This window comes from Litoreibacter roseus (assembly GCF_009811795.1).
GTDB classification, from domain to species: Bacteria; Pseudomonadota; Alphaproteobacteria; order Rhodobacterales; family Rhodobacteraceae; genus Litoreibacter; species Litoreibacter roseus.
Genome location: NZ_BLJE01000002.1, coordinates 1301338 through 1327503, shown reverse-complemented (window position 1 = coordinate 1327503; position 26166 = coordinate 1301338). Strand labels below are relative to the sequence as shown.

At 57.5% G+C, this 26166-nt stretch carries 29 protein-coding genes and 2 tRNA genes; 18 read left to right on the top strand and 13 right to left on the bottom strand.

Annotated features, from left to right (window positions below):
* Nucleotides 1-13: 13 nt before the first annotated feature.
* The 5 genes from KIN_RS22250 to KIN_RS13590 form a co-directional block, all read right to left on the bottom strand.
* A complete protein-coding gene (locus KIN_RS22250) occupies nucleotides 14-178 on the bottom strand; it encodes a hypothetical protein (protein ID WP_174239121.1) in 165 nt (54 codons plus the stop codon).
* A gap of 106 nt (nucleotides 179-284) precedes the next feature.
* Entirely contained in the window at nucleotides 285-728 is a 444-nt protein-coding gene (locus KIN_RS13605; protein ID WP_159807788.1) for a hypothetical protein, read from the bottom strand.
* A 1-nt stretch (nucleotide 729) separates the two neighbouring features.
* Nucleotides 730-2508: an SLC13 family permease gene (locus KIN_RS13600; RefSeq protein ID WP_159807786.1), complete on the bottom strand. Its 1779-nt coding sequence runs from the start codon at nucleotides 2506-2508 to the stop codon at nucleotides 730-732.
* A 92-nt stretch (nucleotides 2509-2600) separates the two neighbouring features.
* Nucleotides 2601-3416, bottom strand: a complete 816-nt coding sequence (locus KIN_RS13595; protein ID WP_159807784.1) for a TIGR00282 family metallophosphoesterase — start codon at nucleotides 3414-3416, stop codon at nucleotides 2601-2603.
* Between the two features lie 35 nt (nucleotides 3417-3451).
* Entirely contained in the window at nucleotides 3452-4012 is a 561-nt protein-coding gene (locus tag KIN_RS13590) for a 5-formyltetrahydrofolate cyclo-ligase (RefSeq protein WP_159807782.1), read from the bottom strand.
* Nucleotides 4013-4063: 51 nt separating this feature from the next.
* On the opposite strand from KIN_RS13590, the gene KIN_RS13585 reads away from it, so the two are divergent.
* The 5 genes from KIN_RS13585 (at nucleotide 4064) to KIN_RS13565 (ending at nucleotide 7027) form a co-directional block, all read left to right on the top strand.
* Nucleotides 4064-4684: a VOC family protein gene (locus KIN_RS13585; RefSeq protein WP_159807780.1), complete on the top strand. Its 621-nt coding sequence runs from the start codon at nucleotides 4064-4066 to the stop codon at nucleotides 4682-4684.
* An 87-nt stretch (nucleotides 4685-4771) separates the two neighbouring features.
* Nucleotides 4772-5455 (top strand): molecular chaperone DjiA, encoded by a 684-nt coding sequence (locus KIN_RS13580; RefSeq protein ID WP_159807778.1) that lies wholly within the window; start codon nucleotides 4772-4774, stop codon nucleotides 5453-5455.
* An 18-nt stretch (nucleotides 5456-5473) separates the two neighbouring features.
* Nucleotides 5474-6493, top strand: coding sequence for an endonuclease/exonuclease/phosphatase family protein (locus tag KIN_RS13575; protein WP_159807776.1), 1020 nt, complete (start codon nucleotides 5474-5476; stop codon nucleotides 6491-6493).
* A gap of 21 nt (nucleotides 6494-6514) precedes the next feature.
* A complete protein-coding gene (locus tag KIN_RS13570) occupies nucleotides 6515-6829 on the top strand; it encodes a hypothetical protein (protein ID WP_159807774.1) in 315 nt (104 codons plus the stop codon).
* Nucleotides 6830-6952: 123 nt separating this feature from the next.
* Nucleotides 6953-7027, top strand: a tRNA-Gly gene (locus KIN_RS13565).
* 82 nt (nucleotides 7028-7109) lie between these two features.
* Here KIN_RS13565 and KIN_RS13560 read toward each other — a convergent pair.
* The gene (locus KIN_RS13560; protein ID WP_279285265.1) at nucleotides 7110-7733 is read right to left on the bottom strand and encodes a PAS domain-containing protein; all 624 of its coding nucleotides are present in this window, start codon (nucleotides 7731-7733) and stop codon (nucleotides 7110-7112) included.
* Here KIN_RS13560 and KIN_RS13555 point away from each other — a divergent pair.
* Nucleotides 7723-11205, top strand: coding sequence for a chemotaxis protein CheB (locus KIN_RS13555; RefSeq protein ID WP_243144920.1), 3483 nt, complete (start codon nucleotides 7723-7725; stop codon nucleotides 11203-11205). The two genes, KIN_RS13560 and KIN_RS13555, sit on opposite strands and share 11 nt — an antisense overlap.
* Nucleotides 11174-11551: a response regulator gene (locus KIN_RS13550; protein ID WP_159807770.1), complete on the top strand. Its 378-nt coding sequence runs from the start codon at nucleotides 11174-11176 to the stop codon at nucleotides 11549-11551. The genes KIN_RS13555 and KIN_RS13550 overlap by 32 nt, the downstream gene beginning before the upstream one ends.
* Before the next feature lie 16 nt (nucleotides 11552-11567).
* On the opposite strand, the gene egtD is transcribed toward KIN_RS13550, so the two are convergent.
* Nucleotides 11568-12509: an L-histidine N(alpha)-methyltransferase gene (gene egtD / locus KIN_RS13545; RefSeq protein WP_159807768.1), complete on the bottom strand. Its 942-nt coding sequence runs from the start codon at nucleotides 12507-12509 to the stop codon at nucleotides 11568-11570.
* Entirely contained in the window at nucleotides 12506-13765 is a 1260-nt protein-coding gene (egtB, locus tag KIN_RS13540; RefSeq protein WP_159807766.1) for an ergothioneine biosynthesis protein EgtB, read from the bottom strand. The genes egtD and egtB overlap by 4 nt, the downstream gene beginning before the upstream one ends.
* Nucleotides 13766-14269: 504 nt before the next feature.
* Here egtB and KIN_RS13535 point away from each other — a divergent pair.
* On the top strand, nucleotides 14270-15148 hold the full coding sequence (locus KIN_RS13535; RefSeq protein ID WP_159807764.1) for a LysR family transcriptional regulator: 879 nt from the start codon (nucleotides 14270-14272) through the stop codon (nucleotides 15146-15148).
* A 14-nt stretch (nucleotides 15149-15162) separates the two neighbouring features.
* Here the strand turns inward: KIN_RS13535 and KIN_RS13530 are convergent, their stop codons facing one another.
* Nucleotides 15163-16059, bottom strand: coding sequence for a LysR family transcriptional regulator (locus KIN_RS13530; RefSeq protein ID WP_159807762.1), 897 nt, complete (start codon nucleotides 16057-16059; stop codon nucleotides 15163-15165).
* Nucleotides 16060-16169: 110 nt separating this feature from the next.
* Here KIN_RS13530 and KIN_RS13525 point away from each other — a divergent pair, with 110 nt between their 5' ends.
* The 4 genes from KIN_RS13525 (at nucleotide 16170) to hisH (ending at nucleotide 18993) form a co-directional block, all read left to right on the top strand.
* On the top strand, nucleotides 16170-16895 hold the full coding sequence (locus KIN_RS13525) for a type 1 glutamine amidotransferase domain-containing protein (protein WP_159807760.1): 726 nt from the start codon (nucleotides 16170-16172) through the stop codon (nucleotides 16893-16895).
* A gap of 57 nt (nucleotides 16896-16952) precedes the next feature.
* Nucleotides 16953-17624, top strand: coding sequence for an SDR family oxidoreductase (locus KIN_RS13520; RefSeq protein WP_159807758.1), 672 nt, complete (start codon nucleotides 16953-16955; stop codon nucleotides 17622-17624).
* A 138-nt stretch (nucleotides 17625-17762) separates the two neighbouring features.
* On the top strand, nucleotides 17763-18350 hold the full coding sequence (hisB, locus tag KIN_RS13515; protein ID WP_159807756.1) for an imidazoleglycerol-phosphate dehydratase HisB: 588 nt from the start codon (nucleotides 17763-17765) through the stop codon (nucleotides 18348-18350).
* 1 nt (nucleotide 18351) lies between these two features.
* Entirely contained in the window at nucleotides 18352-18993 is a 642-nt protein-coding gene (gene hisH / locus KIN_RS13510) for an imidazole glycerol phosphate synthase subunit HisH (RefSeq protein WP_159807754.1), read from the top strand.
* A gap of 41 nt (nucleotides 18994-19034) precedes the next feature.
* Here hisH and KIN_RS13505 read toward each other — a convergent pair whose 3' ends face one another.
* The gene (locus tag KIN_RS13505) at nucleotides 19035-19424 is read right to left on the bottom strand and encodes a DUF2147 domain-containing protein (RefSeq protein ID WP_159807752.1); all 390 of its coding nucleotides are present in this window, start codon (nucleotides 19422-19424) and stop codon (nucleotides 19035-19037) included.
* A gap of 144 nt (nucleotides 19425-19568) precedes the next feature.
* Between KIN_RS13505 and hisA the strand changes: the two genes are divergently transcribed.
* Nucleotides 19569-20291, top strand: coding sequence for a 1-(5-phosphoribosyl)-5-[(5-phosphoribosylamino)methylideneamino]imidazole-4-carboxamide isomerase (hisA, locus tag KIN_RS13500; protein ID WP_159807750.1), 723 nt, complete (start codon nucleotides 19569-19571; stop codon nucleotides 20289-20291).
* Here hisA and KIN_RS13495 read toward each other — a convergent pair.
* On the bottom strand, nucleotides 20288-20734 hold the full coding sequence (locus KIN_RS13495; protein ID WP_159807748.1) for a DUF302 domain-containing protein: 447 nt from the start codon (nucleotides 20732-20734) through the stop codon (nucleotides 20288-20290). The two genes, hisA and KIN_RS13495, sit on opposite strands and share 4 nt — an antisense overlap.
* Before the next feature lie 123 nt (nucleotides 20735-20857).
* On the opposite strand from KIN_RS13495, the gene hisF reads away from it, so the two are divergent.
* The 4 genes from hisF (at nucleotide 20858) to KIN_RS13475 (ending at nucleotide 23475) form a co-directional block, all read left to right on the top strand.
* Complete coding sequence (hisF, locus tag KIN_RS13490; RefSeq protein WP_159807746.1) at nucleotides 20858-21622, top strand: imidazole glycerol phosphate synthase subunit HisF; 765 nt, start codon at nucleotides 20858-20860, stop codon at nucleotides 21620-21622.
* On the top strand, nucleotides 21619-21933 hold the full coding sequence (locus KIN_RS13485; protein ID WP_159807744.1) for a phosphoribosyl-ATP diphosphatase: 315 nt from the start codon (nucleotides 21619-21621) through the stop codon (nucleotides 21931-21933). Before hisF ends, KIN_RS13485 begins: the two co-directional genes overlap by 4 nt.
* Complete coding sequence (locus KIN_RS13480) at nucleotides 21930-23108, top strand: MFS transporter (RefSeq protein WP_159807742.1); 1179 nt, start codon at nucleotides 21930-21932, stop codon at nucleotides 23106-23108. The genes KIN_RS13485 and KIN_RS13480 overlap by 4 nt, the downstream gene beginning before the upstream one ends.
* A 163-nt stretch (nucleotides 23109-23271) precedes the next feature.
* Nucleotides 23272-23475, top strand: coding sequence for a hypothetical protein (locus KIN_RS13475; RefSeq protein ID WP_159807740.1), 204 nt, complete (start codon nucleotides 23272-23274; stop codon nucleotides 23473-23475).
* Nucleotides 23476-23480: 5 nt separating this feature from the next.
* On the opposite strand, the gene KIN_RS13470 is transcribed toward KIN_RS13475, so the two are convergent.
* Nucleotides 23481-24512: a GT-B fold glycosyltransferase domain-containing protein gene (locus KIN_RS13470; RefSeq protein WP_159807738.1), complete on the bottom strand. Its 1032-nt coding sequence runs from the start codon at nucleotides 24510-24512 to the stop codon at nucleotides 23481-23483.
* Between the two features lie 225 nt (nucleotides 24513-24737).
* Between KIN_RS13470 and KIN_RS13465 the strand changes: the two genes are divergently transcribed.
* Nucleotides 24738-25946 carry an SMP-30/gluconolactonase/LRE family protein gene (locus tag KIN_RS13465; protein WP_159807736.1) on the top strand — a complete coding sequence of 403 codons (1209 nt, stop codon included), beginning with the start codon at nucleotides 24738-24740 and terminating at the stop codon, nucleotides 25944-25946.
* Between the two features lie 53 nt (nucleotides 25947-25999).
* Here the strand turns inward: KIN_RS13465 and KIN_RS13460 are convergent.
* Nucleotides 26000-26083 (bottom strand) — tRNA-Tyr (locus tag KIN_RS13460).
* Nucleotides 26084-26166: the final 83 nt, after the last annotated feature.

Sequence of the window (26166 nt, the reverse complement as noted above, 5' to 3'; positions counted from 1 at the left end):
GCCAGCCAGAGGCTCAGGCGCCGTAGACAGCCTGGCGTGCAATCCTGTGCGCGTCGGCCTGATAAATATCGAGGTCAAGGGCAGTGTCGATGTTCAACCCGCGCAGTTCGCGCAGAGTTTGACGGTACACGGCGCGTTTATGTGCGGCGGTTTTCAGGTCTGAGATCAACTTATTCATGGCAATACCCTCTTTCGTGTTGCCATGGATGTGAGCGCTAACATGACTAAAAACAACTGACATTGATCGAAACCTGCCTTGCAAAAACTGCATAGCCAAGAGGTGGTCAGAACCCCTCTTCGGACCAGAATTCATAGCTGCGCCGGGCGGCATCCGTCACCCGAAGCACCACCAGAGGTCGGAACGGAACAGTGGTCTGGCTGGCAGGCTGTTGCGCTTCGGGCCGTGGGGCCAGCGGCACTTGGCCTGGCAAGACACTCGCAGCAAGCCGCACCTCGTACGGGTAAGCATAGGGGCATTCGGTCAGACGCCCGCTCCACCCGCCTGCAGCGAAGCTTCCGCCTGCGGCAGCGCGGCAAATCGTGCCGTCCGCCATTTCCACCAAAACGGTCTCATCCTCAAGAACGGCAAAGAGGGGCCGCGCAACCTGAAGAGGTGCCGGTGGCGGCAGGTCTATCCGGTCAATCGGATCAGGAAAGTAGCGGTTTTGCAGGCGCGTGCATCCCGAAAGTAACGCGGCAACGCAGATGAAAAGCAGAAAGCGGCGCATGTCATACGGGCCAGATGAACGGAATGATCGCGGACGCCAGAATGCCCATGCTTAGGTTCAACGGGATACCGATCCACATGAAATCAGTGAACTTGTACCCGCCGGGACCATAGACAAGCATGTTGGTCTGGTATCCGATGGGCGTGGCAAAACTGGCCGATGCCGCCACCATGACCGCCACGACCAGAGCTCGCGGGTCCATTCCCATCGCATTGCCCAAGCCGATTGCAATGGGTGTCACGACGACGGCGACGGCGTTGTTGGACACCAGTTCCGTCAGAACCGACGTCAGCAGGTAGATGCCCCAGATCACAAAGAACGGGGGAAGGCCCATCATGTAAGGCGCCAGAAGATCGACGATCAATGCGACCGCGCCTGACGCCTCCAGCGACGTACCGATGGCAAGCATTGCGAAGATCAGGGCCAGAAGGCGACCGTCAACGAAAGAAAACGCCTCCTCCGCGTCAATGCAGCGGGTCAGAAGGACGATGGCCACAGCCACAAAAGAGAGAGCAAAGATTGGTGCGAAGCCCAGCCCTGCCAATGTAACCAGCCCGAAGAGTGCGAGGATGGCGATCGGCGCGTGGGACCGACGAAATGCACGGGCAGACGGCTTCGAAACATCGACAAGGTCCATGTCTTCGGCCAGCCGATTAATATCCTCGGGTGCGCCTTCCAGCAGCAATGTATCGCCAACACGGACAATAAGGTCATCCAATTGGCTGCCGATGTTTTGATTTCTGCGATGGACGGCCAGCGGGTAGACACCATAGCGACGCCGCAGCCGCATGGATCCCAACGAGCGGCCCACCATCTTGCAGCCGGGAGAAATCAGCACCTCAACTGTCGTCGTCTCGACGGCAGACAATTGGTCCACCCGCTTGAGCTCTTTGTTGGCCTGTAGCGACAAGAGTTCGGTCATCTCGGTTCGCAAAACCACGCGGTCACCGGTTTGCAGCGTGACAGATTTGAGATCACGACGCAGGGACTGGTCCCCGCGGATCACATCAACCAGTCGCACGCCATCGCGCTTGAACAACTGAACGCCCAAAACCTCGCGCCCGATCAGGTTGCTGTCAGGCGGAATGGCCGCCTCGGAAAAGAATTTCTTGCGCGACTGGCCGGAGAGCAGTGCCGCCATGCTATCGCGTTCGGGCAGCAGCCGCGGCCCGATGAAACGCAAATAAATCATGCCCCAAATGACCAAAACAATACCAAGGGGCGTAACCTCGAAGATGGTAAATGGCTCCATCCCGTTGGCGCGCGCCACGCCGTCGACCAGCAGGTTGGTGGAGGTTCCGATCAGCGTGAGCGTTCCGCCAAGGATCGCCGCGTAGCTGAGCGGGATCAAAAGACGCGATGCGCTGATCCCCATGGTGCGGCTGAGCTGGACAAAAACGGGGATCATGACAACAACGACGGGCGTATTTGACACAATGGCAGACGACAAAATGACAAACGCCAGCAGGCCCGCCATTGCGAGAGCCGGTCGTGTCGCTGCATTCCGGTCGGCAATCTGGGTAAACCAATCCAGCGCGCCGGTCCGCACCAACGCCCCCATCACGATGAACATCGCAGCGATCGTCCAGGGCGCAGGGTTCGACAGCACGTCCAACGCCCGCCCATAGGGCAAGACACCGGCCACCAAGAGGATCGCGGCCCCGCCGATGGCAACGACTTCGGTCGGATATACCTCGCGCACGAACAAAGCGAACATCCCCGCCACCACACACAGCGCGAAGATGGCCTCGTTGGTCTGAGACATCTCAATCAATTCCATTCAGACAATCTCTCCCGAGCATAAAGGCGTGTCCAGATATTGAGATGTGAATATAGAAGCGGGATCAGTTGGGCTATGCCGCAAATTTGCACTCAGTTCGGCAGCGCCGACTGAAGTGTCCCACCCTCGCGCACCATCTCGACGCGGTTCGCTTTCCCGGTGCGATCATCGGTTTCCACATAGAGCCCGGACAGCGTGGCCTCCTCCGTCGCAGGATTGAAGCGACCTTTGACCATTCCGGTCACGAAACGGCGCATGGGCTCCGCCTTCTCCATCCCGATCACAGAATTGTAGTCCCCGCACATTCCTGCGTCGCTTTGGTAGGCACAGCCCTGCGGCATGATCATCGCATCCGCCGTGGGAACATGGGTGTGAGTGCCTACGCAGATCGACGCTCTGCCATCACACCAGTGGCCCATCGCCATCTTCTCGGACGTAGCCTCGCAATGCACATCAACAACAGTTGCATTCACCAGACCGCCCAAAGGATGCTTTTTCAGAACCTGCTCAAGCTGCCCAAACGGATCCTCAAATGGGCGCTTCATAAACACCTGCCCCAGCACTTGTGTCACCAGAACTTTACGCCCACCGGGCGCATCGAAAACCCGCGCGCCTTGCCCCGGTGCGCCTTTGGCAAAGTTGAGCGGACGGATGATGCGCGGCTCTTTCTCGATGAAGGACAGCATATCACGCTGGTCGAAGGCGTGATCGCCGAGCGTGATGCAGTCGGCCCCTGCAGCAAGCAGGTCCTTCGCGTGATCACCGGACAGTCCATTGCCGGATGTCGCATTCTCGCCGTTGACCACGACGAAATCGAGGCGGAGGTCCGCGCGCAGTTTGGGCAAACGTTCTGTAATTGCCGCGCGCCCTGCGCGTCCCATCACGTCACCAAGAAAAAGGAGTCTCATATACCCCGACTAGGCCGATCGCGCGGAATTGGCAATCAGAACCGGATCACGCCTGCCTCGGTGACGACCATATCAAGGCGTTCGTCTGTCGGTTCCGTGGGCAGAGCGTCAGCCTCCTGTGCGGAGAATGCGAAGCCTACGGCCAACGCGGGTGCGGTTTGGCGCAAAAGTGCGAGTGTCCGGTCGTAGAAACCGCCCCCATAGCCCAGACGTGCGCCGGATCTGTCAAACGCCAAAAGCGGCACAATAAGCACGGCGGGCGTGATCCAAGACCCCGACACAGGCACTTTTGCACCAAACGGGCCGTCGATCATCTCACTGTCCGGCGTCCATCTGCGAAATCTTAGGGGGGTGTCGGCGGCCTCGATCACCGGAACACCCACCGGGCCTGTCCTCGCCATCGCCGCCATGGCCGGGCGCGGATCAACTTCGGTTCGGATCGGCATATACCCCGCGACCGGTTTGCCAACGTCTGTCCGCAAAACCTCCAGCAGATGCCCGCAAGCCGCATCATCATGTTCGATGGATTTCGCTGTTTTGCGTCGTGCGAATGCCGCCCGCCGTGCGCGCGCCTTTTGATCCGCCTGATCTGTCACGGCGTGCCCTCTGCCTTGTCATCCCATACGGCTTATCCTATCGCTTGGCCCATGTCCCTTTTCAAACTCGACCATCTCGCCGTCTCTTGCGACGTTCTTTCGGACGGCGTGGCGGCAATGGAAAAACGCCTCGACACCAAGCTTGCACCGGGCGGCAAACATGCGGCCATGAGCACCCATAACCAGCTTCTGAACCTTGGGCCTGATCTGTATTTCGAAGTAATTGCCGTAGATCCTGATGCCCCCGCGCCAGGACGTCGGCGCTGGTTCAATCTTGATGCGTTCGAGGGGCCACCTCGCCTGATGAACTGGGCACTGCAAACGGACGATATCGAAGGTGCCCTGCGGCAACTAGGACCTGAGTTTGGCCCCGCCATTTCTTTGGAGCGCGGCGATCTGCGGTGGAAAATGGCGGTCCCGGACAGTGGCATTCTTCCTTGGGGCGGCTGGGGACCTGCGCTGATCGAATGGAATGGCCCCTTACCCGCACCAAGGCTGCCAGACGAGGGCATTCGGCTTGACACCCTTGTTCTGCACCATCCCGCTGCTGATGAGATAGCCGAGCGCCTCAACACGCGCCTTGCGCCGGGCACCATCGCATTCAGGAAGGCGGTCACGCCTGCACTTGAAGCGACTTTCACAACACCACGCGGGGACGTCACACTGCGTTGAGCACGCCATCGCCGTCTAGTTTACAACTTGTAGGTCGCGGTTCAGAATCCTCTGACAAAGCTCATTAAATCCTTTAGTCTCTGACAGATGACGATCTGGCAACGCATAACAGACGCACTCGCAGCCCTCGCAAATGGCGAAGGCTTAAGCGCGATTTTTGACAAGTTGCGAACAGAACCCGAGCACTCCGTCGGATTTGCGATTGCTGTGATTGCGCTTGGGGCGAAGATGGCCAAGGCCGACGGTCTGGTGACGCGCGACGAAGTTGCAGCCTTTCGTGAAGTGTTCGACATCCCGCAGGCCGATTCCGAAAGCGCGGCGCGCGTGTTCAACCTTGCCCGTCAGGATGTTGCGGGGTTTGACAGCTACGCCCGCAAAATTGCAGCAATGTTCACAGATCAACCCGCAGCTTTATCGGACCTGATGGAAGGGTTGTTCCATATCGCGCTGGCCGATGGCGATTATCATCGGGCTGAAAATGCTTTCCTGCGTGAAGTTGCACTGATTTTCGGCATGTCGGAAAGCGACTTCCGATGTATGCGGGCCCGGTTCGTGCCTGACGCCAGACGTGACCCCTATACGGTGCTTGGCATCCCAGCGGACGCCGCGCTGGACGATATCCGGGCGCGCTGGCGCGCTCTGGTTCGGGAAGCGCATCCTGACCTCATGATCTCACGGGGGGTCCCGGAAGAGGCCATACGGCTTGCAGAAAAGCGCCTAATCGCGATCAATGAGGCGTGGGATGAGATCGTCGCCGACCGTGCCGCCTAGGCTCCGCAACACGCGCTTATGAGACTGGCGACGTATAACGTCGAGTGGTTCAACTCGCTCTTTGCCGATGACGGGTCACTTTACAATGATGGAAACTGGTCCAGCCGCCGAGACGTGACACGGGCCGCACAAACGGACGCTCTTGGTCATGTTTTCCGCACGCTCGATGCAGACGCCGTCATGGTGATCGAGGCACCAGACATTGCCGATGGCCGCGACGGGCGGGTGGCGCTGGAACGATTTGCGCGACATTTCAATTTGCGGACACGGGCAGCTTTAAGCGGGTTCACCAACCAAACACAGCAGGAAATCATTCTGCTTTACGATCCTGACACACTGACAGCCCTTCACGACCCCGCCGGCAGCGATGCCCCCGACGACGTGCCAAGGTTTGATGGCGCGTTCCGGCTGGATATTGATATCGACGCGCAGGAAGACGCCATCGTGTGGTCAAAGCCCCCACTTGAGGTCATGCTTGAAACTGTCGGCGGATCAACTTTTCGAATGATCGGCGTGCATGCCAAATCCAAGGCCCCGCATGGTGCACGCGGGGACGCCGAGGTGATGCGCATTTCAATTTCGAACCGCCGCAAGCAACTGGCCCAGTGCGTGTGGCTTCGTGAACGGGTCGAACGATATTTGCACGCCAAGACACCATTGATCGTCCTCGGCGATTTCAACGATGGGCCAGGTCTGGACGAATACGAGAAGCTCTTTGGGCGCTCCGGTGTCGAGATTGTCCTTGGTCATCAGGCACCCCCAGACATGCAGCTTCATGACCCCCATGCCGCCGCCGCGCTGAGCCAGCGTATCGGCGCGCCTTATGCAACATCGCGGTTTTACGTCCGTCACCAGAAACGTTATCTAAATGCCTTGCTAGATTACGTGATGACCTCGGCTGACCTGACAGCCAAACGTCCAGATTGGCGGATCTGGCATCCCTTCGACGATCCGACCTGTTGGAAAGACGAGACGCTGCGCAACGCGCTTCTGACCGCGTCTGACCATTTCCCCGTGACGCTGGATATCGCGCTCTGACATGCCTACATTGGTATCATGATGCGTGCCCTTGCCATAAGCCTCGTCGTTTTGACCGGCACAGCCCATGCGCAGGACGAGCAGGACGTCCCAGGCATCCCTGAAATCCTTGAGCAGTTTCGTGGTTTGGCTGAACCGTTGATGCCTTTGATGCGCGATTTCGCTGACCAGCTAAGGGATGTGCCCGGATATCATCCGCCCGAGGTCTTGCCGAACGGCGACATCATCATCCGCAAGCGCGATCCGTCTGAAGCTGCGCCGGATCGGGACACGCCCTTCGGTCCGGATAGACCAACGCCACCGGATGGCCCGGTCGTGGATGGCATTGAGCTCTGATCCCAAGACAGGATTGGCGCCGAATGGTGAGCCCCGTTGCGGCCGCATAGAAAATCCTGGCTAGACCTTATTTTTCCCTTGCAGGGCGGACCCAGAGTTTATATCTCACGCGACACTAAGGATGCGGGCGTAGCTCAGGGGTAGAGCATAACCTTGCCAAGGTTAGGGTCGTGAGTTCGAATCTCATCGCCCGCTCCAAAGTCAAACAATTGATGCAAAAGAAGCGCCCTCTGGGGCGCTTTTTGCATTTTCAATCCACGTTTGTTGCCACGGGCGGCGCTTAGATGTCCTTGTGAAGCAACGAATTCTCCAAGACCATACGGGCTGATCGAGCAAGGTTCTTTTGATTTTCACGCCGCAGATTGTGGTTCAACTTTAACAAGTGCGAAATTGTGGAATCCAGTGATGCGGTGTGACGTTCCAGATACCTGGCGGTGTCCTGTGGCCTGACGGCAAACTGCGATCCAATATAGAATCTCAGTGCGCCAGATCGATCCTTGATCGGCTCCAAGAATAAAAGATTCTGAAAATCATACCCGTCGGCGGTCGTATTATTCAACACGACCTGAACGCTTTGATTTGCAGCCAGCGCGCTGCGTATCTCTTCGCGCGCTTCAGCGTTTTCATGGGCGCCCTGTAAAAATCGGCAATTTCGCCCAATTACATCTTGGCGGTCATAACCGCTCAGATTGCAAAAGGCCTTATTCGCGAAGACGATCGGCATATCTTCAACCTTCGGGTCCGCCACTGTGATAGCAATTGGACTGTCCTCGAGATTTTTCGCCGTACGCTCAGTAATGCTATCGATCAGCGCATTTCTCCTTTTTACTTTCTGTAAACTATACGAAAATGTCCTTTGGGGAAAGTTAGCCCAGTTAACCGTGAGGCCCACCGTGAACGACAATTCAGTTGTATCCTCTGTCGCGTCCGCGCTTCAGATTGTAGGGATTGGTGCGTCCGCTGGCGGCCTAGAAGCGCTACAGGGGTTCATCGCGGGCCTGCCCTCGGCGCACAACTTCGCCTTTGTCGTCGTCCAACACCTTGATCCGGATCAAGAGAGCCTTCTGGCCGAACTTCTGTCCAAACGGACAGAAACGCCGGTGGTCACAGTGGGGGAAAAACAGAAGATCGAGGCGCAGCATATCTACCTGATCGCGCCGGGTCAGTCCCTGACCATCAAGGACGGCATGCTGATCAGCACCGAATTCGAGCATCCGCGCGGGCGCCGCAGACCGATTGATGCGCTTTTTGAAAGCCTTGCCGCAGACCAGAAGTCCGAAGCCGTGGCCATCGTGCTTTCAGGAACCGGAAGTGACGGCAGCAATGGGGTGAAGGCCGTCAAGGAAGGCGGTGGTCTGGTCTTTGTGCAGGAACCCGAAGAGGCGAAATACGATGGGATGCCGCGCAGCGCGATCGAGACATCCGCCTATGATCTCGTCCTTCCCGTGGGCGAAATGGTATCCGCCCTCAACGACTATTTCGCGAACATGGATGACGTTGAGGTTGATACGCTTACCAGCGTCGAGTTTCTGGAACGCGTCACGAAACATATTCGGTATCGCACCGGCCATGACTTCAGTTCCTACAAACCCGCCACGTTGCTGCGCCGGATCGCAGTGCGCATGTCCGTTCTGGGGATCAGCGATGCAAACAGCTACATCCGACGTCTGGTCGAAAACTCGGATGAAGCCTCGCGCCTGTTCAAGGACATCCTGATCAACGTCACCAGCTTTTTCCGGGATCCTGACGTTTTCGAAGCTTTGCAAGCCGACGTCATCCCGAAATTGGTCGAGGGCCGAGGGCGCGATCAGGAAATCCGGGTTTGGGTCCCCGGGTGTTCGACCGGGCAGGAGGCCTACACCATCGGTATGTTGATCAGCGAAGCGCTGGAACGGACCGAGGTTGCGCCGCAGGTTTCTATATTCGGCACAGATATTGATGATGACGCCCTGCGTGTTGCCCGGCTCGCCCAATATCCCAACACCATTGCCGATGAGATTCCCGGCGATCTTCTGGCAAAGTACTTCAGGTCCCGCTCTGACGGTTACGAAGTCGGCACAGCATTGCGCGATATGGTGCGATTTTCAAACCAGAGCTTGTGCAAAGATCCACCCTTTGCCCGCATCGATCTGATTTCATGTCGGAATGTGCTGATCTATTTCAGCAGTGAAATGCAGAAATCCGCGATGCGGGTCTTTCAATATGCGCTGAAACCCGGCGGTCACTTGCTGTTGGGAACCAGCGAAAGCCTGACTGGCGACGATAACCTGTTTGAGGAATCCCACCGCGCTCACCGGATCTTTACCCGTCGCCCGGGCCCGTCCGTGAAGCTGAACCTCCCGCGTATGGGCGGGTTTCTTCCGCAGCAAAGCCCCATGGGCCGCGATCCGTCGGCTTCAAGTGTTCTGTCCGAGCCTTTTGCCGAAGCCATTCTGACAGATTTTGCGCCGCCATTTCTGTTCCTCAGCCACATTGGCGATCTGGTCTATGCATCGGACGCGGCGGCCAAGTACCTCAAGATGAAAGGGGGATCCGCGAAGCTGTCGATCACGAAATTGATCCGGCCCGAACTTGAGCCAACAGTGCGTCGGCTGATCAACACCAAGTTGGCCCCCGGCGATGTGACATCCCTCTACCACGAAGGAGAGATCGACGGGAAAGTCGTCCGGCTTGAGGTAAGTCGAAAGTTGCTTAACGACGACCAGCAATTGCTGGTTCTGAAGGACCATTATCTTTCCGGCGGACAGGATGAACGGCCCCTTTTGCCCGAAGGTGACGCAAGCCGAGCCTACACCCAAGAGCTTGAGCTAGAGTTGGACAATGCCCGCCAGACGATCCGGACGACCATCGAGGAACTCGAAACATCCAACGAGGAACTCAAGAGTTCCAACGAAGAGATGATGTCGATGAACGAGGAGCTTCAGTCTGCAAACGAAGAGCTCACAACGTCCAACGACGAGTTGAACAGCAAGATACTTGAGATCCGCGATATCAATGCTGATCTGTCGGGGTTGATTGAAAGCACGCAGATCGCGACGGTGTTCTTGGACAGTTCGCTCAAACTGCGCAGATTTACCCCTGACGCAAAAAATCTATTCAGATTTGCCAAACAGGACATTGGACGGGCGCTCAGCGATATTGGAAGCAGTATCGATATAGACCGGCTGATCGAGATATGTAGCACTGTCTCGGAACGCGGAATGGCCCTTGAAGAGGAATTTGAGGATAAGTCCGGCGAAAACTTCTACCGCGTGCGTGTCGTTCCCTACCGTTCTGACAAGGTAGGCGATGGCGGCGTGGTGTTCACCTGCATCGACATAACGGAACTGCGGCAATATGCACTGGAGGCCGAAAGAAACGCTGAACTGGTGAAACAGGGCGTCGCCGAGATCGAGGAATTGTACCGCGTTACGCCGCAAGCGATGGCATTGCTGGACCATGATCTGCGCTATATCCGCGTGAATCCGGGTCTGGCAGAAATCAACGGCACGTCCGTAGAAGCGCATATGGGTAAACGCATGGATGACATCGTGCCGGGCCTCCGCGAGCAGGTGAATAGACCTGCCATCAGTGTTTTCGAAACGGGTGTCGCACTCGAAGGGTTGCGCGTGACCGGCTACACCGCTGCACATCCCGAAGATGAGCGGATCTGGGACACTGATTGGTATCCTGTCGTTTACAACGGCGTCGTGTCGTCAGTGGGGGTCAATGTACGGGACGTAACCGAACAGGTCAGAACTGCGGCTGAGTTGAAACGTGTCATGCATGAGCTTCAACACAGGGTCAAAAACATGCTGTCCAACGTCATGGCGTTGGTCTCCCGCACCGAACGGATTGCGACGGCTGACAAGCCTCTACTTGAGGACCTGTCGAAACGGTTGGAGGCGCTGGCACAGACCCATCAGCTTTTGACTCGCTCGAACTGGACCTCGGCACCCTTATTGAATGTGTTGGAGCCCGAGCTGACCGCCGTTTACGGGACAGACCGGGTGACCTTGAAGGGGCGTAACTTTCCAATCAATTCACGTGCGGCTCTGTCGCTTGGCATGGCGGTCCACGAACTTGCGACCAATGCCGCAAAATACGGTGCATTTTCAAACGACACCGGGCATGTCGAACTGTCTTGGGTGCGTCAGGACGATGGCACCGAAGACGTGTTCATCTTCACTTGGAAGGAACGCGGCGGGCCGACCGTGACCAAGCCGGACGGGGCCGGCTTCGGCACGACACTTATTTCGTCGACAATAGAGGGAAGTTTGCGCGGTAAAGTCAAAATGAGTTGGGAACCCGCTGGGGTTTCCTGTGTTCTTACGATCAATGCCGACGAACTAGAAGAAAAACAAGATGACGGACAGTTCAACCTCTTTGAAAACTAAACTGCTCTACTTGGAAGATGAGGTGTTCGTATGCCTCGAAATGGCGGACAGCATACGGCTTACCTTCGACGTAGAGGTTTTTTCCACCCATACGCTCCAGGGCGCGCGTGATCTGATAGCTAGGAACGCGTTCGATTACGCGCTTCTCGATGTCAATCTTGGGCGCAACGAGAAAAGCATTGGGCTGGGCAAAGAGCTTCAAGAGAAGGGTACGAAGGTTCTTTTCTGCTCAGGCTACGAATCCGCCGACCTCAACGCAGTCGCAGTACATGACGTGATCGAAAAGCCATTCCGTGTCACCGCCCTTACCCGGTTCTTTGGGGAAGAGCTTCTGATCAGTTCCTGAAGGCACCTCGGGGCGGTTAGATCGCCCGCTTCAGGACGGACACGGCAAAGAATTCCTTGGGGTCTAACAACATCTCTGTCACCTGCCAGCCTGCCGTCTTTGCAATATCACGAATTGAGTCTGCGGTGTACTTATGGCTGTTTTCCGTATGAATACTCTCGCCTTCCTGAAATGAGATAGTCGCCTCACCGATTGTCACGTCATGAGCGCGTTTGCTGACCAGATGCATTTCGATCCGCTGGGCGCTTTCATTCCAGCGGGCATCATGGGCAAAATTCACCAGATCGAAGGTCGCTCCAGCCTCCCGATTAAGCCTGCGAAGCAGGTTCAGGTTGAAGGCCGCAGTCACCCCGGCGCTGTCATTGTAGGCATTTATCAAGACCTCTGTGTCTTTCACGAGATCAAGTCCCAAAATGAAGCTGTCGATCCCGGGCCAAGCGCCGACCTTTGCCAACAACTCAACTGCCTGACCCTGATCCAGATTTCCGAGAGTCGATCCCGGGAAGAAGGCTACTTTTGATGCGTTTTCCAATGCCGGTGGGAAGACCACGTCCCTCATGAAATCAGCCACAATCGGTTGGACCTCAAGCGCAGGATAGTCCCGCGCAAGATCAGCCGCGCTTTGTTTCAGAAACTGCGCCGAGATATCGAGAGGCACGTAGTGACCAAGCTGCGGCGCTGCGTCCAGCAGCAGTCGTGTCTTTACGCTGGCACCGCTGCCCAGCTCGACCAGCGCGGCACCATCTCGCAGGAAACCGGCAAGAGCGTCGGCCTCGGCCTCCAAAATCGAAAGCTCCGTCCGGGTCGGATAGTACTCTGGCAATTGCGTGATCTCTTCGAACAAGGCGCTGCCCGCGGGGTCGTAGAACCACTTGCTTTGAAGCGTTTTGGGGTCAGATTGCAGCCCGTTCAAAGACGACGTGATAAATTCGGTGTTTTCCGTCAGCGGTTTGTTCATTGATCTGCATCCTTTGCCAGCCGCAGACCCAGCATCTGCCACCTCTGATGAGGGTAGAAAAATGTTCTGTAGGTCGGGCGCATCTGAAGTTTCGGGGTTGCACAGGATCCGCCACGCAGCACCATCTGGTTGACCATGAACTTGCCGTTATATTCGCCCAATGCACCCTCAGGCGGGCGGAAGCCAGGATAGGGCGTAAAGGGGCTTTGCGTCCATTCCCAGACATCCCCCCACAAAGACCCCGCGGGCAATGGCCGGAATGCGGCGCTTTCCATGAAGTTGCCCTCGATAACTGTGTCGCGCGCGGCCAGCTCCCATTCCACTTCACTGGCCAGGCGCACCCCGGCCCACCGCGCAAATGCATCCGCTTCGTAGTAGCTGACATGGACGACAGGAGCGTCAAGGTTCACCGGTTGCGGGCCGCGCAATGTGTAAGACCACCATGCACCATCCTGCTGCCACCAATAAAGTGGCGCGTCCCAGCCTTCGGCCTGAGATACGGCCCAGCCCTCCATCAGCCACAGCGGCTGTTTGCTATATCCGCCGTCTTCGATGAACGCGATCCAGTCACGGTTGCTGACCGGCCGATCGGCCAGTTGAAACGGCGCCACGTAGGTTTTGTGCCGGGGCCCTTCGCAATCATAGGCAAACCCGTCTCCGTAGTGGCCGATCTCAAAGAGACCACCGTCATGTTTCGTGAATGTAAGCGGCACCTCCTCGCTGATCGCAAGCGGTTCCGGTTCGCGGTACGCGGGCATCAAGGGGTTATGGGACAGACCGTGCAGGAGGTCAGTGACCAGCAATTCCTGATGCTGCATCTCATGATGACAGCCCAATTCGGTCAACGACACAATGGTTTCCGCGTCACCGGCCCCGCTGTCGATCAGATCGGCCAGAGAGCCCTCGACATGGTCACGATATGCACGCACCGCATCCACTCCGGGCCGCGACACAAGCCCCCGTTTGTCCCGTGCGTGACGCGGTCCAGCCTGCACGTAGTAAGAATTGAACAAAAACGCAAAACGCTCGTCGGGGGACGTGTAGCTGGGCGCGTGAGGTTTAAGTATGAATTCCTCGAAAAACCACGTCGTATGCGCCAGATGCCACTTTGCCGGGCTCGCATCCTCCATGGACTGAAGCATCATATCTTCTGGTGTCAGCGGAGCGACCAACCGATCTGTTTGTTCGCGAACATCCTGAAACAATTCCAAAATTTCGTTCGGCGAAGGCTGTGCTTCTTTGAAAACCTGATTCATCTGAGGGTCTCCTTCGCTAAAATGCAATCTGTGAGAGAAGGCACTCGGCTGGCAATATTGCGGATGTGCTCAAATAAAAATCCGAGGCGTTTCTCAATGCGCGCAAGCATTGGCCCGAGCACTGATACGTAGCGGGCTTTTGCGGCCGGATGACAGAGTAATATTCCGCCCCGCCGTAACAAGTCAGCGATCATCACGTGAGAATGGCGGTTGTGTATATCGGATCTCTTCTTCTCCAAGCGGGTTTGTGTCGGGCCAAGGTGTCCAATACCTCGAAAGGCGCGGTTGTGATCTCTGTCTCTGACATAGCGCGCCGTCCTCACGTAGCTTCAATCAATATACATGCCGCGATCGGCATATGTCGTCCGGTCACTCGCACAACCTGTGGCGGGTTCTTGCAAACCTCGTGTGACGCGCCCATGAATAGCGGACATATTTCTTGAAGGTTACTGCCTATATCCATCCATCGCGGATCAAAAACGATCCATAGACAAAGACAGGACGTTGAAGAATTTCGACTGGGACACATTGCGTATCTTTCTGGCCATCGTCCGGTCGGGATCGCTCAGGGGCGCATCTCAGACCTTGGGCGTCAGTCATGCAACTGTACGACGGGCCATCGATGGGCTTGAGACGTCACTCAGCACACGGCTCTTTGAGCGGTCCATACAGGGGCTCTCTATGACCCAGCCAGGCGAGACGCTGCTGACACATGCGCAAGAGATAGAACGTCAAACGAAACAGATCGAGCGAAAGCTTTTCGGTCTGGACGCAAACCCATCGGGAACCGTGAGGGTCAGCATCCCGCCATCCTTCACCCAGTCCTTTCTGGCCCCGATCCTCGCCAGTTTTGCGCAGGCCTATCCTGACATCGAGATTGAGTTGATCTCTACCAACAAGGTTTCGAACCTCGCCCGGGCCGAGGCAGACGTTTCCATTCGTGTGGCCTACGACGTGGATGATGATTTGATCGGGCGGCGGTTGGTTCAATATACGATCTGCGCCTTCGCCTCACCGGACTATCTGGCAGCGCGACCGAACCTGACCATCGGCGACGGGGCCGAGGCGTCTTGGATCGGCTTTTCGGCGAACACGGATTGGGTGGCAGACAGCCCCTTTCCAAATGCGCCCGCCCGCCACATCCTACCGGAAATTTATCCCCAGATGGAGGCCGCGGCCCACGGCGTCGGCATGATCTGGATCCCGGCCTTCTTGGGCGACACGGACCCCAGATTGGTGCGCGTCCCCGGCGTCGAAGCGGAACTGAACCGGTCCATCTGGATCCTGCTTCACGGCGACCTGCGCAAAACGGCGCGTGTTCGGGCTTTCGTAGATCATACGACCGATTTCGTGTTACGAAACCGTGCACGCTTTGCGGTCTGAGCGATTGGCAAACCTCAGAGTTGGTCAATTTCAGACAGGGCGCCGACAAATCTATCCCGTGCCAACGCGATCCTTGGTTGTCGCAAGGCTTCTTTGCGCCAGACCAGAAAAAGTTCGTTGATCGGAACGCGCGCGGGCTTGTGGATTTGAACCAACGCGCCTGACGCAAGCGCGGGTTGGCACAAATAGGATGGCAGAACGCTGACCCCCATCCCAGCCGCCACAACGTCCCGCACAAGTGTCAAACTGGGCGCAGCAACCACCGCCCGGTTTTCGATGCTGACGCCAAAAACCGCGATCCCATATGTCCGAACGAGCGGTAGGGCTTTGTCATAGGCCACGAAGTCCAGATCAGGAAACGTGTCTTTGGTGATGCCCTGACGTTCTGTCACACGGGCCACGGCAGGGGATGCCACCAATATCAGCCGTTCCTGAAACACGGGCGCAAACCCCAAGGCAGGACTCTGCGGTTCCGAAGCGGTGATGCCTAGATCAATCAAGTTGCCCTGAAATGCAGCCGAAATCCGTTCACGCCCACCTAGCGTAATCCGCAGGTCCAGACCGGCACGGGCCAAGGCCGCGAACACCGGTGGAAGCTTCTCACCGATGAACTCGGCGGGACCGCCAAAGCGCACAGTGCCTTTGATCGCTGTCGATCGCGACCGCAGGCGCTCAAAAGCACCTTCTGCGGCCTCAAGATGGCCCGCCACATCGCGCAACAGTTCTTCGCCCGCGTCTGTCAGCGTGACACCGCGGGCGCCGCGTTCCAGCAGCGGGGCCTCAAATTGCGCCTCCAAGGACTGAATGTGCCCGGTGACAGTGGGCTGGGTCACGTTAAGCCGGTCAGCCGCCCGTGTGATCGACCCGGACCGAGCCACTGCGACAAAAGTCTTTAACAGGTTTGGATTCATTGCAGGGCGGTTCCATAAAATTATTTATGAGCTTCCCTAAATTTCCCGTTTTGTCAAATGGCTGATCGAAGCCCATTTCCCAGATATCCGAACAACACAGGAGAATGACCATGACCGATCTGTCCGGCAAACGCGCTTTGTTCATTTTGACATCTGTCAGCCAATTTCCCGAATCCGATCGCCTGACGGGGTTCTATATGGACGAGATGGCAATCCCCTATTGGGCACTGAGGGATGCAGGCGTCGAAATTGACTTCGCTTCAATCAAAGGTGGCGAAGCCCCCGCTGATCCGTCTTCTATCGGGGAAGAAGGGGATCGCAAGCCAAGTGTCCAGCGCTTCCTTGACGACGGCGACGCAATGGCTGACCTGCAGACATCCAAAGCCATCGGTGACGTTGAGATAGACCAATATGACGGTCTGTTTTTGCCGGGCGGGCACGGCACAATGTGGGACTTTGCGCAATCCGATGAGCTCGCAAATTTCGTCGGGCATATGTTTGACAAAGGCGGCATTGTCGGCGCCGTCTGTCATGGTCCGGCTGGTCTGCTGTCCGCGACAACCTCTGGCGGTGTCCCGATCGTCGCGGACCGCAAGATCAATGCATTCACAGACGCGGAAGAACGTGAGGTCGGATTGGCGGACGTTGTGCCGTATTTGCTGGAAACCGAGTTGCGCGCCAAGGGCGCGAAGTTTGAGGCAACCTCCGACAAGTTCTCAGCCTATGCGGTACGCGACGGGAACATCGTGACAGGCCAAAACCCCGCATCCGCGGAACCGGTCGCGCGCCTGCTGGTTGAAGCTTTTGCTGACACTCAACTGACCAACGCGGCCTAATTTCCGGCGGGGTGCGTTCTGAACCGCCCCGCCCTCTTTCAAGAAAGTCCGAACACAATGAGCAAAGTTATCCTGATCACAGGCGCATCCTCCGGCATTGGCGCAGCCTGCGCCCGACACGCTGTCAAAGCTGGCCACAAAGTTGCTTTGGCCGCGAGATCACTGGACAAATTAAACGACCTGACCGAGGAACTGGGCGACGACAACGCGCTTGCGATCGAATGCGACGTCACATACCCGGATCAGCAAAAAGCGATGTTCGACAAAGCGGTAGAACACTTTGGGCAGATTGACGTGGTGTTTGCAAATGCCGGTCTTGGCGCTTCGGCAAAAGGCACTGAAAACGGTGACGTCGAAAACTTCAAGGAAATGATACTGGTCAACAACTATGGTGTGACGGTGACGGCAAAGCACGCCATCCCGCACCTTAAAAAATCAGGCGGTCACCTTATACTGACCGGCTCCAAAGCGGGCCATATAAACATTGATGGCTCAGTTTACGGCGCCACAAAATGGTTCATTCGGGGCTATGCAGACAATCTGGCAGCCGAACTGTCAGGCACCGGGGCGCGGGTGACCAACATCAACCCTGGCATGGTCGACACGCCATTTTTCGATGAAGAAAAGCCGGACGCATTGCGGCCTGACGATATCGCGCGGGCCTTCATCTATGCAATTGAGCAGCCGAGCCACGTCGAAATTCCTTCGATCCAGATTTATCCGAAGTGAGCCAATGCAGGGCGATCTCCGCAAGAGGTTGCCCTGCCCTGCGGCGCACTTGCCATGCCGCGTCGCAAATGTGACAGACCATCTTGGCGCTTGACGATGCCCGGCCTATAAGCCGCCGAGACTTGGGATATGAGTGACATGCGCACAGCTTCAATCAGCAGAACCACTGCAGAAACCGATATCTCCGTCGAAATCAATCTCGACGGTACTGGACAGTACGACAATCAAACGGGCGTCGGGTTCTTTGACCACATGCTCGACCAGCTTGCCCGTCACGCGCTGATCGATATAAAAGTTCGGGCAACGGGCGATTTGCACATCGACGATCACCACACCGTTGAAGATACAGGGATCGCTCTTGGTCAGGCCCTGACACAGGCGCTCGGGGACAAGCGAGGCATCCGCCGTTATGGCGAGTGCCATCTGGCGATGGATGACGCCCAAGTGCGCACGGCGCTTGACCTGTCCGGGCGGCCCTATCTCATCTGCAATCTGGACCTCCCAACGGCCAAGATCGGCACATTCGATACCGAACTGGTGCGGGAGTTCTTTCAGGCGTTGGCGACCCACGGGGGCATCACGCTGCACATCGACAAATTGCACGGGTTCAACAGCCACCACATCGCGGAAGCAGCCTTCAAGGCTGTAGCGCGGGCGCTGCGAAACGCCGTTGAAACCGACCCTCGTAAATCGGATGCGATCCCCTCGACAAAGGGCAGCCTCTGACGTGCTGACGGTTCTGGTCGACTACGAGAGCGGCAATCTGCACTCAGCAGAAAAGGCGTTTCAGCGCATGGCTGCGGAGGGCGGGCATGGTTCTGTCATCGTCTCGTCCAAGCCCGAAGACGTTTCCCGTGCAGACAGGATTGTTTTGCCCGGTGACGGGGCGTTTCCGGCTTGCCGCAAGGCGCTGATGCAGGATCGCGCGGCGTTGTATGAAGCCATTGCGGACGCCGTGCAAACACGCGCGCGCCCCTTTATGGGTATCTGCGTTGGTATGCAGATGCTTGCCAGTTGGGGGCGCGAATATGAAGACACGCCCGGTTTTGACTGGATCGGCGGGGAAGTCGTCAAGATCGCGCCGAGCGATACGTCGCTGAAGGTTCCGCATATGGGCTGGAATGATCTGATCCTTGATCGCCCGCATCCGGTTCTGGACGGCATCAACACCGGTGATCACGCCTATTTCGTGCATTCCTACCATATGAAACTGGCAGATCCCGAAAATCGCTTGGCCTATGTCGAGTACGAAGAAGAAATCACGGCAATTGTCGCGCGTGACACGATCATCGGATTGCAATTTCACCCCGAGAAAAGCCAGTCGGCTGGCCTTCGCATGATATCGAACTTTTTGGCCTGGACACCGTAGCAGCCCCTGACCGCATTGGCCGTCAGAGGCTGGCGTTCAGTTCAGTTGACGCGCTGCCACGTACCACCGTCCCGGCAGATCCCAAAGACGCAACCCGACACCTTCAGCGTGTTGCCGTTAAGTTGCAGCTTGGAGTTATAGGTTTTTCCCCGATCCGGCGAAAAAACCTTGCCGCGGTACTTTCCGCCACCTGAAGGCGTGGTCGCGGAGATGATCCGGCGGCCTGTATGCTCTGACTGAATCTGCTGTCCGGCACTGTTATAGGAACGGATCAGCGTTCCGCACAACGCATTGCCACAGGGCGCAACGTCGATCAGGCCGGAGTTTCCGTTGTCATCCTTTGCCGTGCGCCACTGCCCTTCCAAAGGGTCTGCAGCCGCAAAACCGGCACTCACCAGTACAGCACCCAGTGCCAAAACGAGTTTATTCATGATGTCCTCCCTCATATCGTGAACTCAGTGTTGCCGGACCGACCACCGATCAGGCAAGGCTAACGTTGGGTCTTATATCTTTGCAGCCCGGATTAAGGTGTGGTTAAGAGGCGCCAAATCTGACGATCCAAGCGAGTGCGAAAGATGATCCTTTACCCTGCGATTGACCTGAAGGACGGAAACTGCGTCCGGCTTTATAAGGGGGAGATGGATCAGGCGACCGTGTTCAGCGATGACCCGGCAGCTCAAGCCCTCAGCTTTCAGGAGGCCGGTTGCGAATGGCTTCATCTTGTGGATCTGAACGGCGCATTCGCGGGCCAGCCCGTGAACGCAGACGCGGTCGAAGCAATCCTGAGCGCTACGGACATCCCGGCGCAGCTTGGCGGGGGTATTCGGGATTTGAAGACCATCGAAACATGGCTGAGCAAGGGCTTGGCGCGGGTCATTCTGGGCACGGCTGCGGTTGAGAACCCAGCACTGGTCCGCGATGCGGCGCAGGCGTTCCCCGGTCAGGTGGCTGTCGGCATCGACGCCCGCAACAGCATGGTTGCCACCCGGGGCTGGGCGGAAGAGACCGATATCGAAGCGACCGACTTGGCTCGCCAGTTTGAAGACGCTGGGATCGCGGCGATCATCTACACAGATATCAACCGCGATGGTGCCATGCAGGGACCGAACGTCGAGGCGACAGCAGCACTTGCGCGCGCAGTCTCGATCCCGGTTATCGCATCCGGCGGTGTCTCATCGTTGGACGATCTGAAAGCGCTGAAAACAGCAAACGCGCCCCTGAACGGTGCGATCAGTGGACGCGCGCTTTATGACGGTGCGTTCGACCTCGGCGAAGCGTTGGCAGTGCTGAAGGGCTAGTTCGCCGCTGCGGTCGTCAGCTTATTCAGCGCGCCGGTCATCATCTTCAGATATTCTGCATCAGCGCCCACGTCGAGATCGCCGAGCATTGCCGACGGATCTTCGTATGTCAGGTAAACCTGCCCATCCGCGCCTTCATAGGCTAACACTTTAAGCGGTAGATAGAGCCCTGCCCGGATGTCATCCTGCATCGCAGGTGTGCCAAGTTTTGGATTGCCGAAGATCAAAAGTTGCGCATCCGCCAGTTCCATATCCACGTTTTGCGCGCCTTGTGCATGATCCACACGGGCAAACACCGTTGCACCTGCATTGCCGACGGCGGCTTCAAGCGCATCCATGGCTTCATCCACGGATTTCGATGTCGAAACCTGAACGAGATCCGCCGCGAAGGCAGAGGTTGCGGATATGGCAAGGGCAAAGGATGCAGCTAAAACTTTCTTCATGGTGACTCCTCCAAATTGGCACGTGCAGACAGAACACATCCTTCATAGCACAGTTCCAATCACTTCTCTGGCATCGGCTGACATAAGCCGCTAGATGAACGCGGAGTTTCAGAACGGACCGCTATGCTCAAGACCCGCATCATCCCCTGCCTTGACGTCAAAGACGGTCGCGTCGTCAAAGGCGTGAACTTCGTCGATCTGATCGACGCGGGCGATCCTGTCGAGGCAGCAAAGGCCTATGACGCCGCGGGCGCGGACGAGATCTGTTTTCTGGACATCAACGCGACCCATGAAAACCGGGGCACAATGTTTGATGTGGTCACCCGCACGGCAGAGGCCTGCTACATCCCGCTCACCGTCGGAGGTGGCGTGCGCACACATCATGATGTGCGCAAGCTGCTTCTGGCAGGCGCGGATAAAGTCAGCTTCAACTCTGCCGCTGTCGCCGATCCGACTGTTGTGGCGGAAGCCGCAGATCGCTTTGGAAGCCAATGCATCGTCGTGGCCATCGATGCCAAATCGGTGGCAGACGACCGTTGGGAGATTTTCACCCATGGCGGCCGCAAGCCAACGGGCATCGACGCCGTCGCGTTCGCGCGACAGATGGCAGATCTGGGCGCCGGGGAAATCCTGCTGACCTCGATGGACCGGGACGGCACACGTTCGGGCTTCAACCTGCCTCTCACGCGGGCCATCTCTGACGCGGTAACGATCCCGGTCATCGCCTCGGGCGGCGTCGGCACGCTGGATCATCTTGTCGAGGGCGTAACACTTGGTGGTGCGGACGCCGTGCTCGCCGCCTCGATCTTTCATTTCGGCGATTTTACCATTCAGGAGGCCAAGCTGCATATGGCGCGCGCAGGTTTGAACATGAGGATAGACGCATGACCCACGTCCTTGATGTGCTGGCCAAGACCATCGAAGACCGGAAAACCGCCGCGCCCGAAACCAGCTGGACAGCGAAGCTTCTGTCAAAAGGTCCGGATAAATGCGCCGAGAAGTTCGGGGAAGAAGCGATTGAGGCGGTGATCGCCTGCGCAAAGAACGACCGGGCCAACCTGACCGCAGAGGCGGCGGATGTGATCTATCATCTGCTGGTAATGCTCGCCGCGCGCGACGTGCCGTTCGAGGATGTTCTGTCGGAACTGGCCCGACGCGAGGGGGTCTCCGGGATCGAAGAGAAAGAAGCCCGCACGTGAGTGACGCCACCGGTGCGCATCCTCTGCTGATCTCGGTCCTATCGGCATCCAACTTCGTGATCGGCATGGGTGCCTTTGTGGTAATCGGGCTCCTGAATCCGATTGCAGATGATTTTTCCCTGACCGCCTCGGCGGCAGGTTGGATCATGACTACCTACGCCATTGCCTACGCGATTTTGTCGCCGCTGCTGGTCTCACTGACCGGCAAAATCGGGCGACGGCGTATCCTGACCTATGGGCTCTCCCTGTTTGGATTGGCGAGCCTTGCCTCAGCCTTCGCACCGAATATCGAAGCACTGAATGTCGCCCGCATGTTTGCGGCAGCGGGCGCGGGAATGTTTACACCGGTCGCAGCAGCTGTTGGCGCAGGGCTAAGCCCACCGGAACGGCGCGGACGCGCGTTGGCAGCCGTATTTTTCGGGCTGACCCTCGCACAGGTTCTTGGCGTCCCGATGGGAAGCTTCGTGGCCTACACATTCGGGTGGCGCGCGGCACTTCTGATCGTTGTTGCGTTGGCCTTGCCTTGTATTTTTCTGATCTGGACGCGGGTGCCTTCTGGTCTGTCATTTGAGACTGTGAGCCTTGCTGATCTGGGCGCGACCTTGCGCGATGGACCGACGATGCTGGCTGTCTTGTTCACCACATCTTTTCTGGGCGCGATCTACGTCCTCTACACATACATCAGTCCGCTCCTTGCGACCCAGATGGGGTTTGAGCGGGATGGCATCACGGTTGCCTTGCTCATCTTCGGGTTAGGCGCGGTCATTGGGAATGTTCTGGGCGGCATGCTTGCAGACAAAATCGGTCCATTTCGGACGCTCCTTGGTTTGGCAGGCCTGCAGGTCGTTCTGATGCCGCTCTTTTCGACACTGCCGCTCCCCAATAGCCTGTTGTTTGGGTTGCTTCTGGTTTGGTCGATTTGCGGGTGGTCTTTCATGGCAGGCCAGCAGGTGAGACTGATCGCGATAGCGCCGGAACGAACCGGCGTTGTCCTGGCCCTTAACGCCGCTGCAATCTACGTCGGTGCCGCTTTGGGGTCGGCTCTTGGGGGTGCCGTCATCTCCTCCTACGGGCTTGGTGCGCTTGGTGTAGCGGGTGGCGTAACGGCACTGATCGCAGTGCTTCATATCGTCGTGTCAAACAATCTCAGTAAGCCAGACTACACCGTCGGGTGATCAAAAAACCGCCACTTCTCTGCCCATGCACAAGACACCGATCACTTTTGCCCTATCTCGCGCACTAAGATCGTGAGGCACAGCGCCCTTGCATTTTGCAAAGAAAACATCGGCTCATGCCCGTCAAGCGCGTGGTCAGGTTGTGCCGGGTCAGGAGACTAACGTGAAATTTAAAACTGTATGCACCCCAAGCCCCCACGTTCTTACGGCTGTGGCCCTCGCCTTTCTCGTATCGGGCTGCGCGACAACCTATCAGACAAGCACCAGCGGCAGCTCGACGTTTCAACGCGGCAGCGCTGAACAGCGGCTTTTGTGCTCCGGCGCCGACAGTGCGGCTGACCTCTATGCCAGAGGTTGCACCAATTAGCGCCGCTATCGCATCCACAGGTTGGCACGTTTGATCTGATTGCGGATCCGCTGTTCTCTCCTCGGGAGGTCGTCGCGGTCAAACATGGCCCGCACTTTCATGCCACGTCCTTGATAGATCATCCGCTTGAACGGATCATATTGCTTGGCGACCTTCTTGACCTTGTTGGGCGCGGAAACCCTGTGAAGGACATCGACGACAGCATCGCTTTCCTTCGCATATAGCAAAGGCAGCGCGCGGTAATGGCATGTCGCTACGTGATCCATAACATCAGAAACAGCCGCATCCCGCCCGCCCCCGAACGAATGGATCACAAGCGGCAAGGCAACCTGATCCAGCCAAGGCGACATCTCTTGGCACACCAGCTCGGACGGAGGATCATCGCGGATCGCCCATGCGTATTCCAAAAAACGCGATCCAAACTGACGCGGACAGCTGTAATAAAAGAACCCCGCGTTGAAATAGAGATACCGGGCCCAGTACTCATCGGGCTGGGACAGATCCAGAGTATCCTCAAAAGACAGCCCGAACCTGTCGTAGAGCGACTTCCAGGTTTCGGCATATCCCGGTCCGTAAAGCTCGATCTTGGGCCACGTCCCTTCGCGCTTCATCGACGCGGTGGGCTGGTCAAAATCAAACGGGACACGCGCAAGGTCATCAATCACAAGCGTGTCGGTATCCAGAAAGAGAAACGGCTCCTTCTCCGGCAAGACATTTAACGCCTCGATCTTGTTGCCGTAGGGATAGGACGCGCCGAATACCTTATTCTCGAACGGCAGAATCTCGGCGCCAAGCGCGATGAGAAGGGCGCGAACGTCAGGGTTGTTGATCTTCGGATCCCGCGCCCACTGATCGTTCATCTGCGGCTCAGCTATGATGATGCGTCCGGCAAAATCCGGATTGGTGTCCCGAAGCGAGGCCAGAAGCAGGATCGCCTCGTATTGCAGACGCCCCGCCTGCGCGACGGCAAGAATGTTGAACGTCTGAGAAACAGGCGTAGCGTCTGTCGACCGGGATTTGGGCGTTTTCGAAGGCATATAACCGTTTCAGAATGTCGCGGAACGCTAGCCAGTTTGCTGTAAAAGCTAAAGAAGAAGAAAAAGGAAATCCGCGGGTATGGCCTTTTGGTTCGCCCGACCTCACGCCAGCACCCGATTGGCGGACCTCCGCCCAGACTGACCTGACGTCAGAGAAATCCCCTTACTCTGATCCGATAGCTCCTACGCTGGCGGTCTTCATTGATATGTTTGGGAGGATCTTTCATGAAGTCGCATAGACATACCGTATCCCGTCGAACCGCATTGAGCGCTATTGGCAGCACAGGTTTAACACTGGGTTTGGCGCCGATTGCCGCAAATGCCCAGTCAACGGCGGTCGAGCCGCCAAGCACGATCACCCAGCCGTCACGGAGTTTTGCTCCTGACGCGCCGCCCAACGTATATTTCTGGGACCCCGACGTCATCGCACTGGACGACCGATTTTGGGGGTTGATGCAGCCAAACGCCCCGATCCAGCGGCTTTGGACCGGTGCGCTTTGGGCCGAGGGACCTGCATGGAACGCGCAAGGGCGTTACCTTGTCTGGTCCGACATTCCGAACAACCGTCAGATGCGATGGCTGGAAGACGACGGCCACGTGTCGGAGTTTCGGGACCCGTCGAACAACTCCAACGGGAACAGCTTCGATTTTCAGGGCCGCCAGTTGAGTTGTGAGCACCTCACACGCCGGGTTGTTAGGTATGAGCTTGATGGCTCTGTCACGATCCTTGCGGACAACTTCGAAGGCAAGGGTCTAAACTCACCCAACGACGTCGTCGCGCATCCGGATGGCAGCTACTGGTTCACCGATCCGCCCTATGGGGGCCAGCTCTATGAAGGCGCGCCGGATGCGGCTGGCGGTCCTTCCAACGTCGACGGGCTTCTGAACAATCGTCTGGGACAGCCGCCGGAGATCGGGGAGGCCGTGCGGGAACTGCCAACTGCAACCTACCGCATCGCGCCCGACGGAACAGTCACTCAGGTCGCCACAGAGGACGACGCGCCGGACCCCAACGGTCTGTGCTTTTCGCCGGACTACAGAACTCTGTACATTGCCTCCACGGGCAAAGGTCCCGGCGATACTGGCCCCGGCGGCATGGGCAACATGTATGCGTTCGACGTGAACGATGATGGCACTTTGTCGAACGGCCGACTTTTCTCGGACTTCATGATTGATGGCGTCAAATGCGGCCCCGACGGGGTTCGCGCCGACGTTGCGGGGAACCTCTGGTGCTCGTCCAACGCCGGGCGGAATGTCGGCTATTCCGGCGTAACAGTCTGGGCGCCTGACGGCACGCTCTTGGGGCGCATCCGGATACCCGAGATCTGTGGAAACGTTTGTTTCGGCGGGCCGAAACGCAATCGCCTCTTCATGGCGGCGAGCCAGTCAATCTATGCGGTGTATGTCGGCACCCAAGGCGCAGCCCCGGCTTAAAGCACAAAGCCTCGCGTTACTGCGCGCGGGGCTTACCAAACAAAAGTGAGAAGTGGTGGGCGACCCTGGAATCGAACCAGGCGTGCGTCTCCGCGAGGGAGTTACAGTCCCCTGCCACACCTTGCGGCCTGTCGCCCACTGAGCGGCTGGAATATAAGTGTCCCTGCGCTCCGTCAACATGAAAAACGCGCGCTCTGCTCTTGTAGCTGGGTCGTGCAAA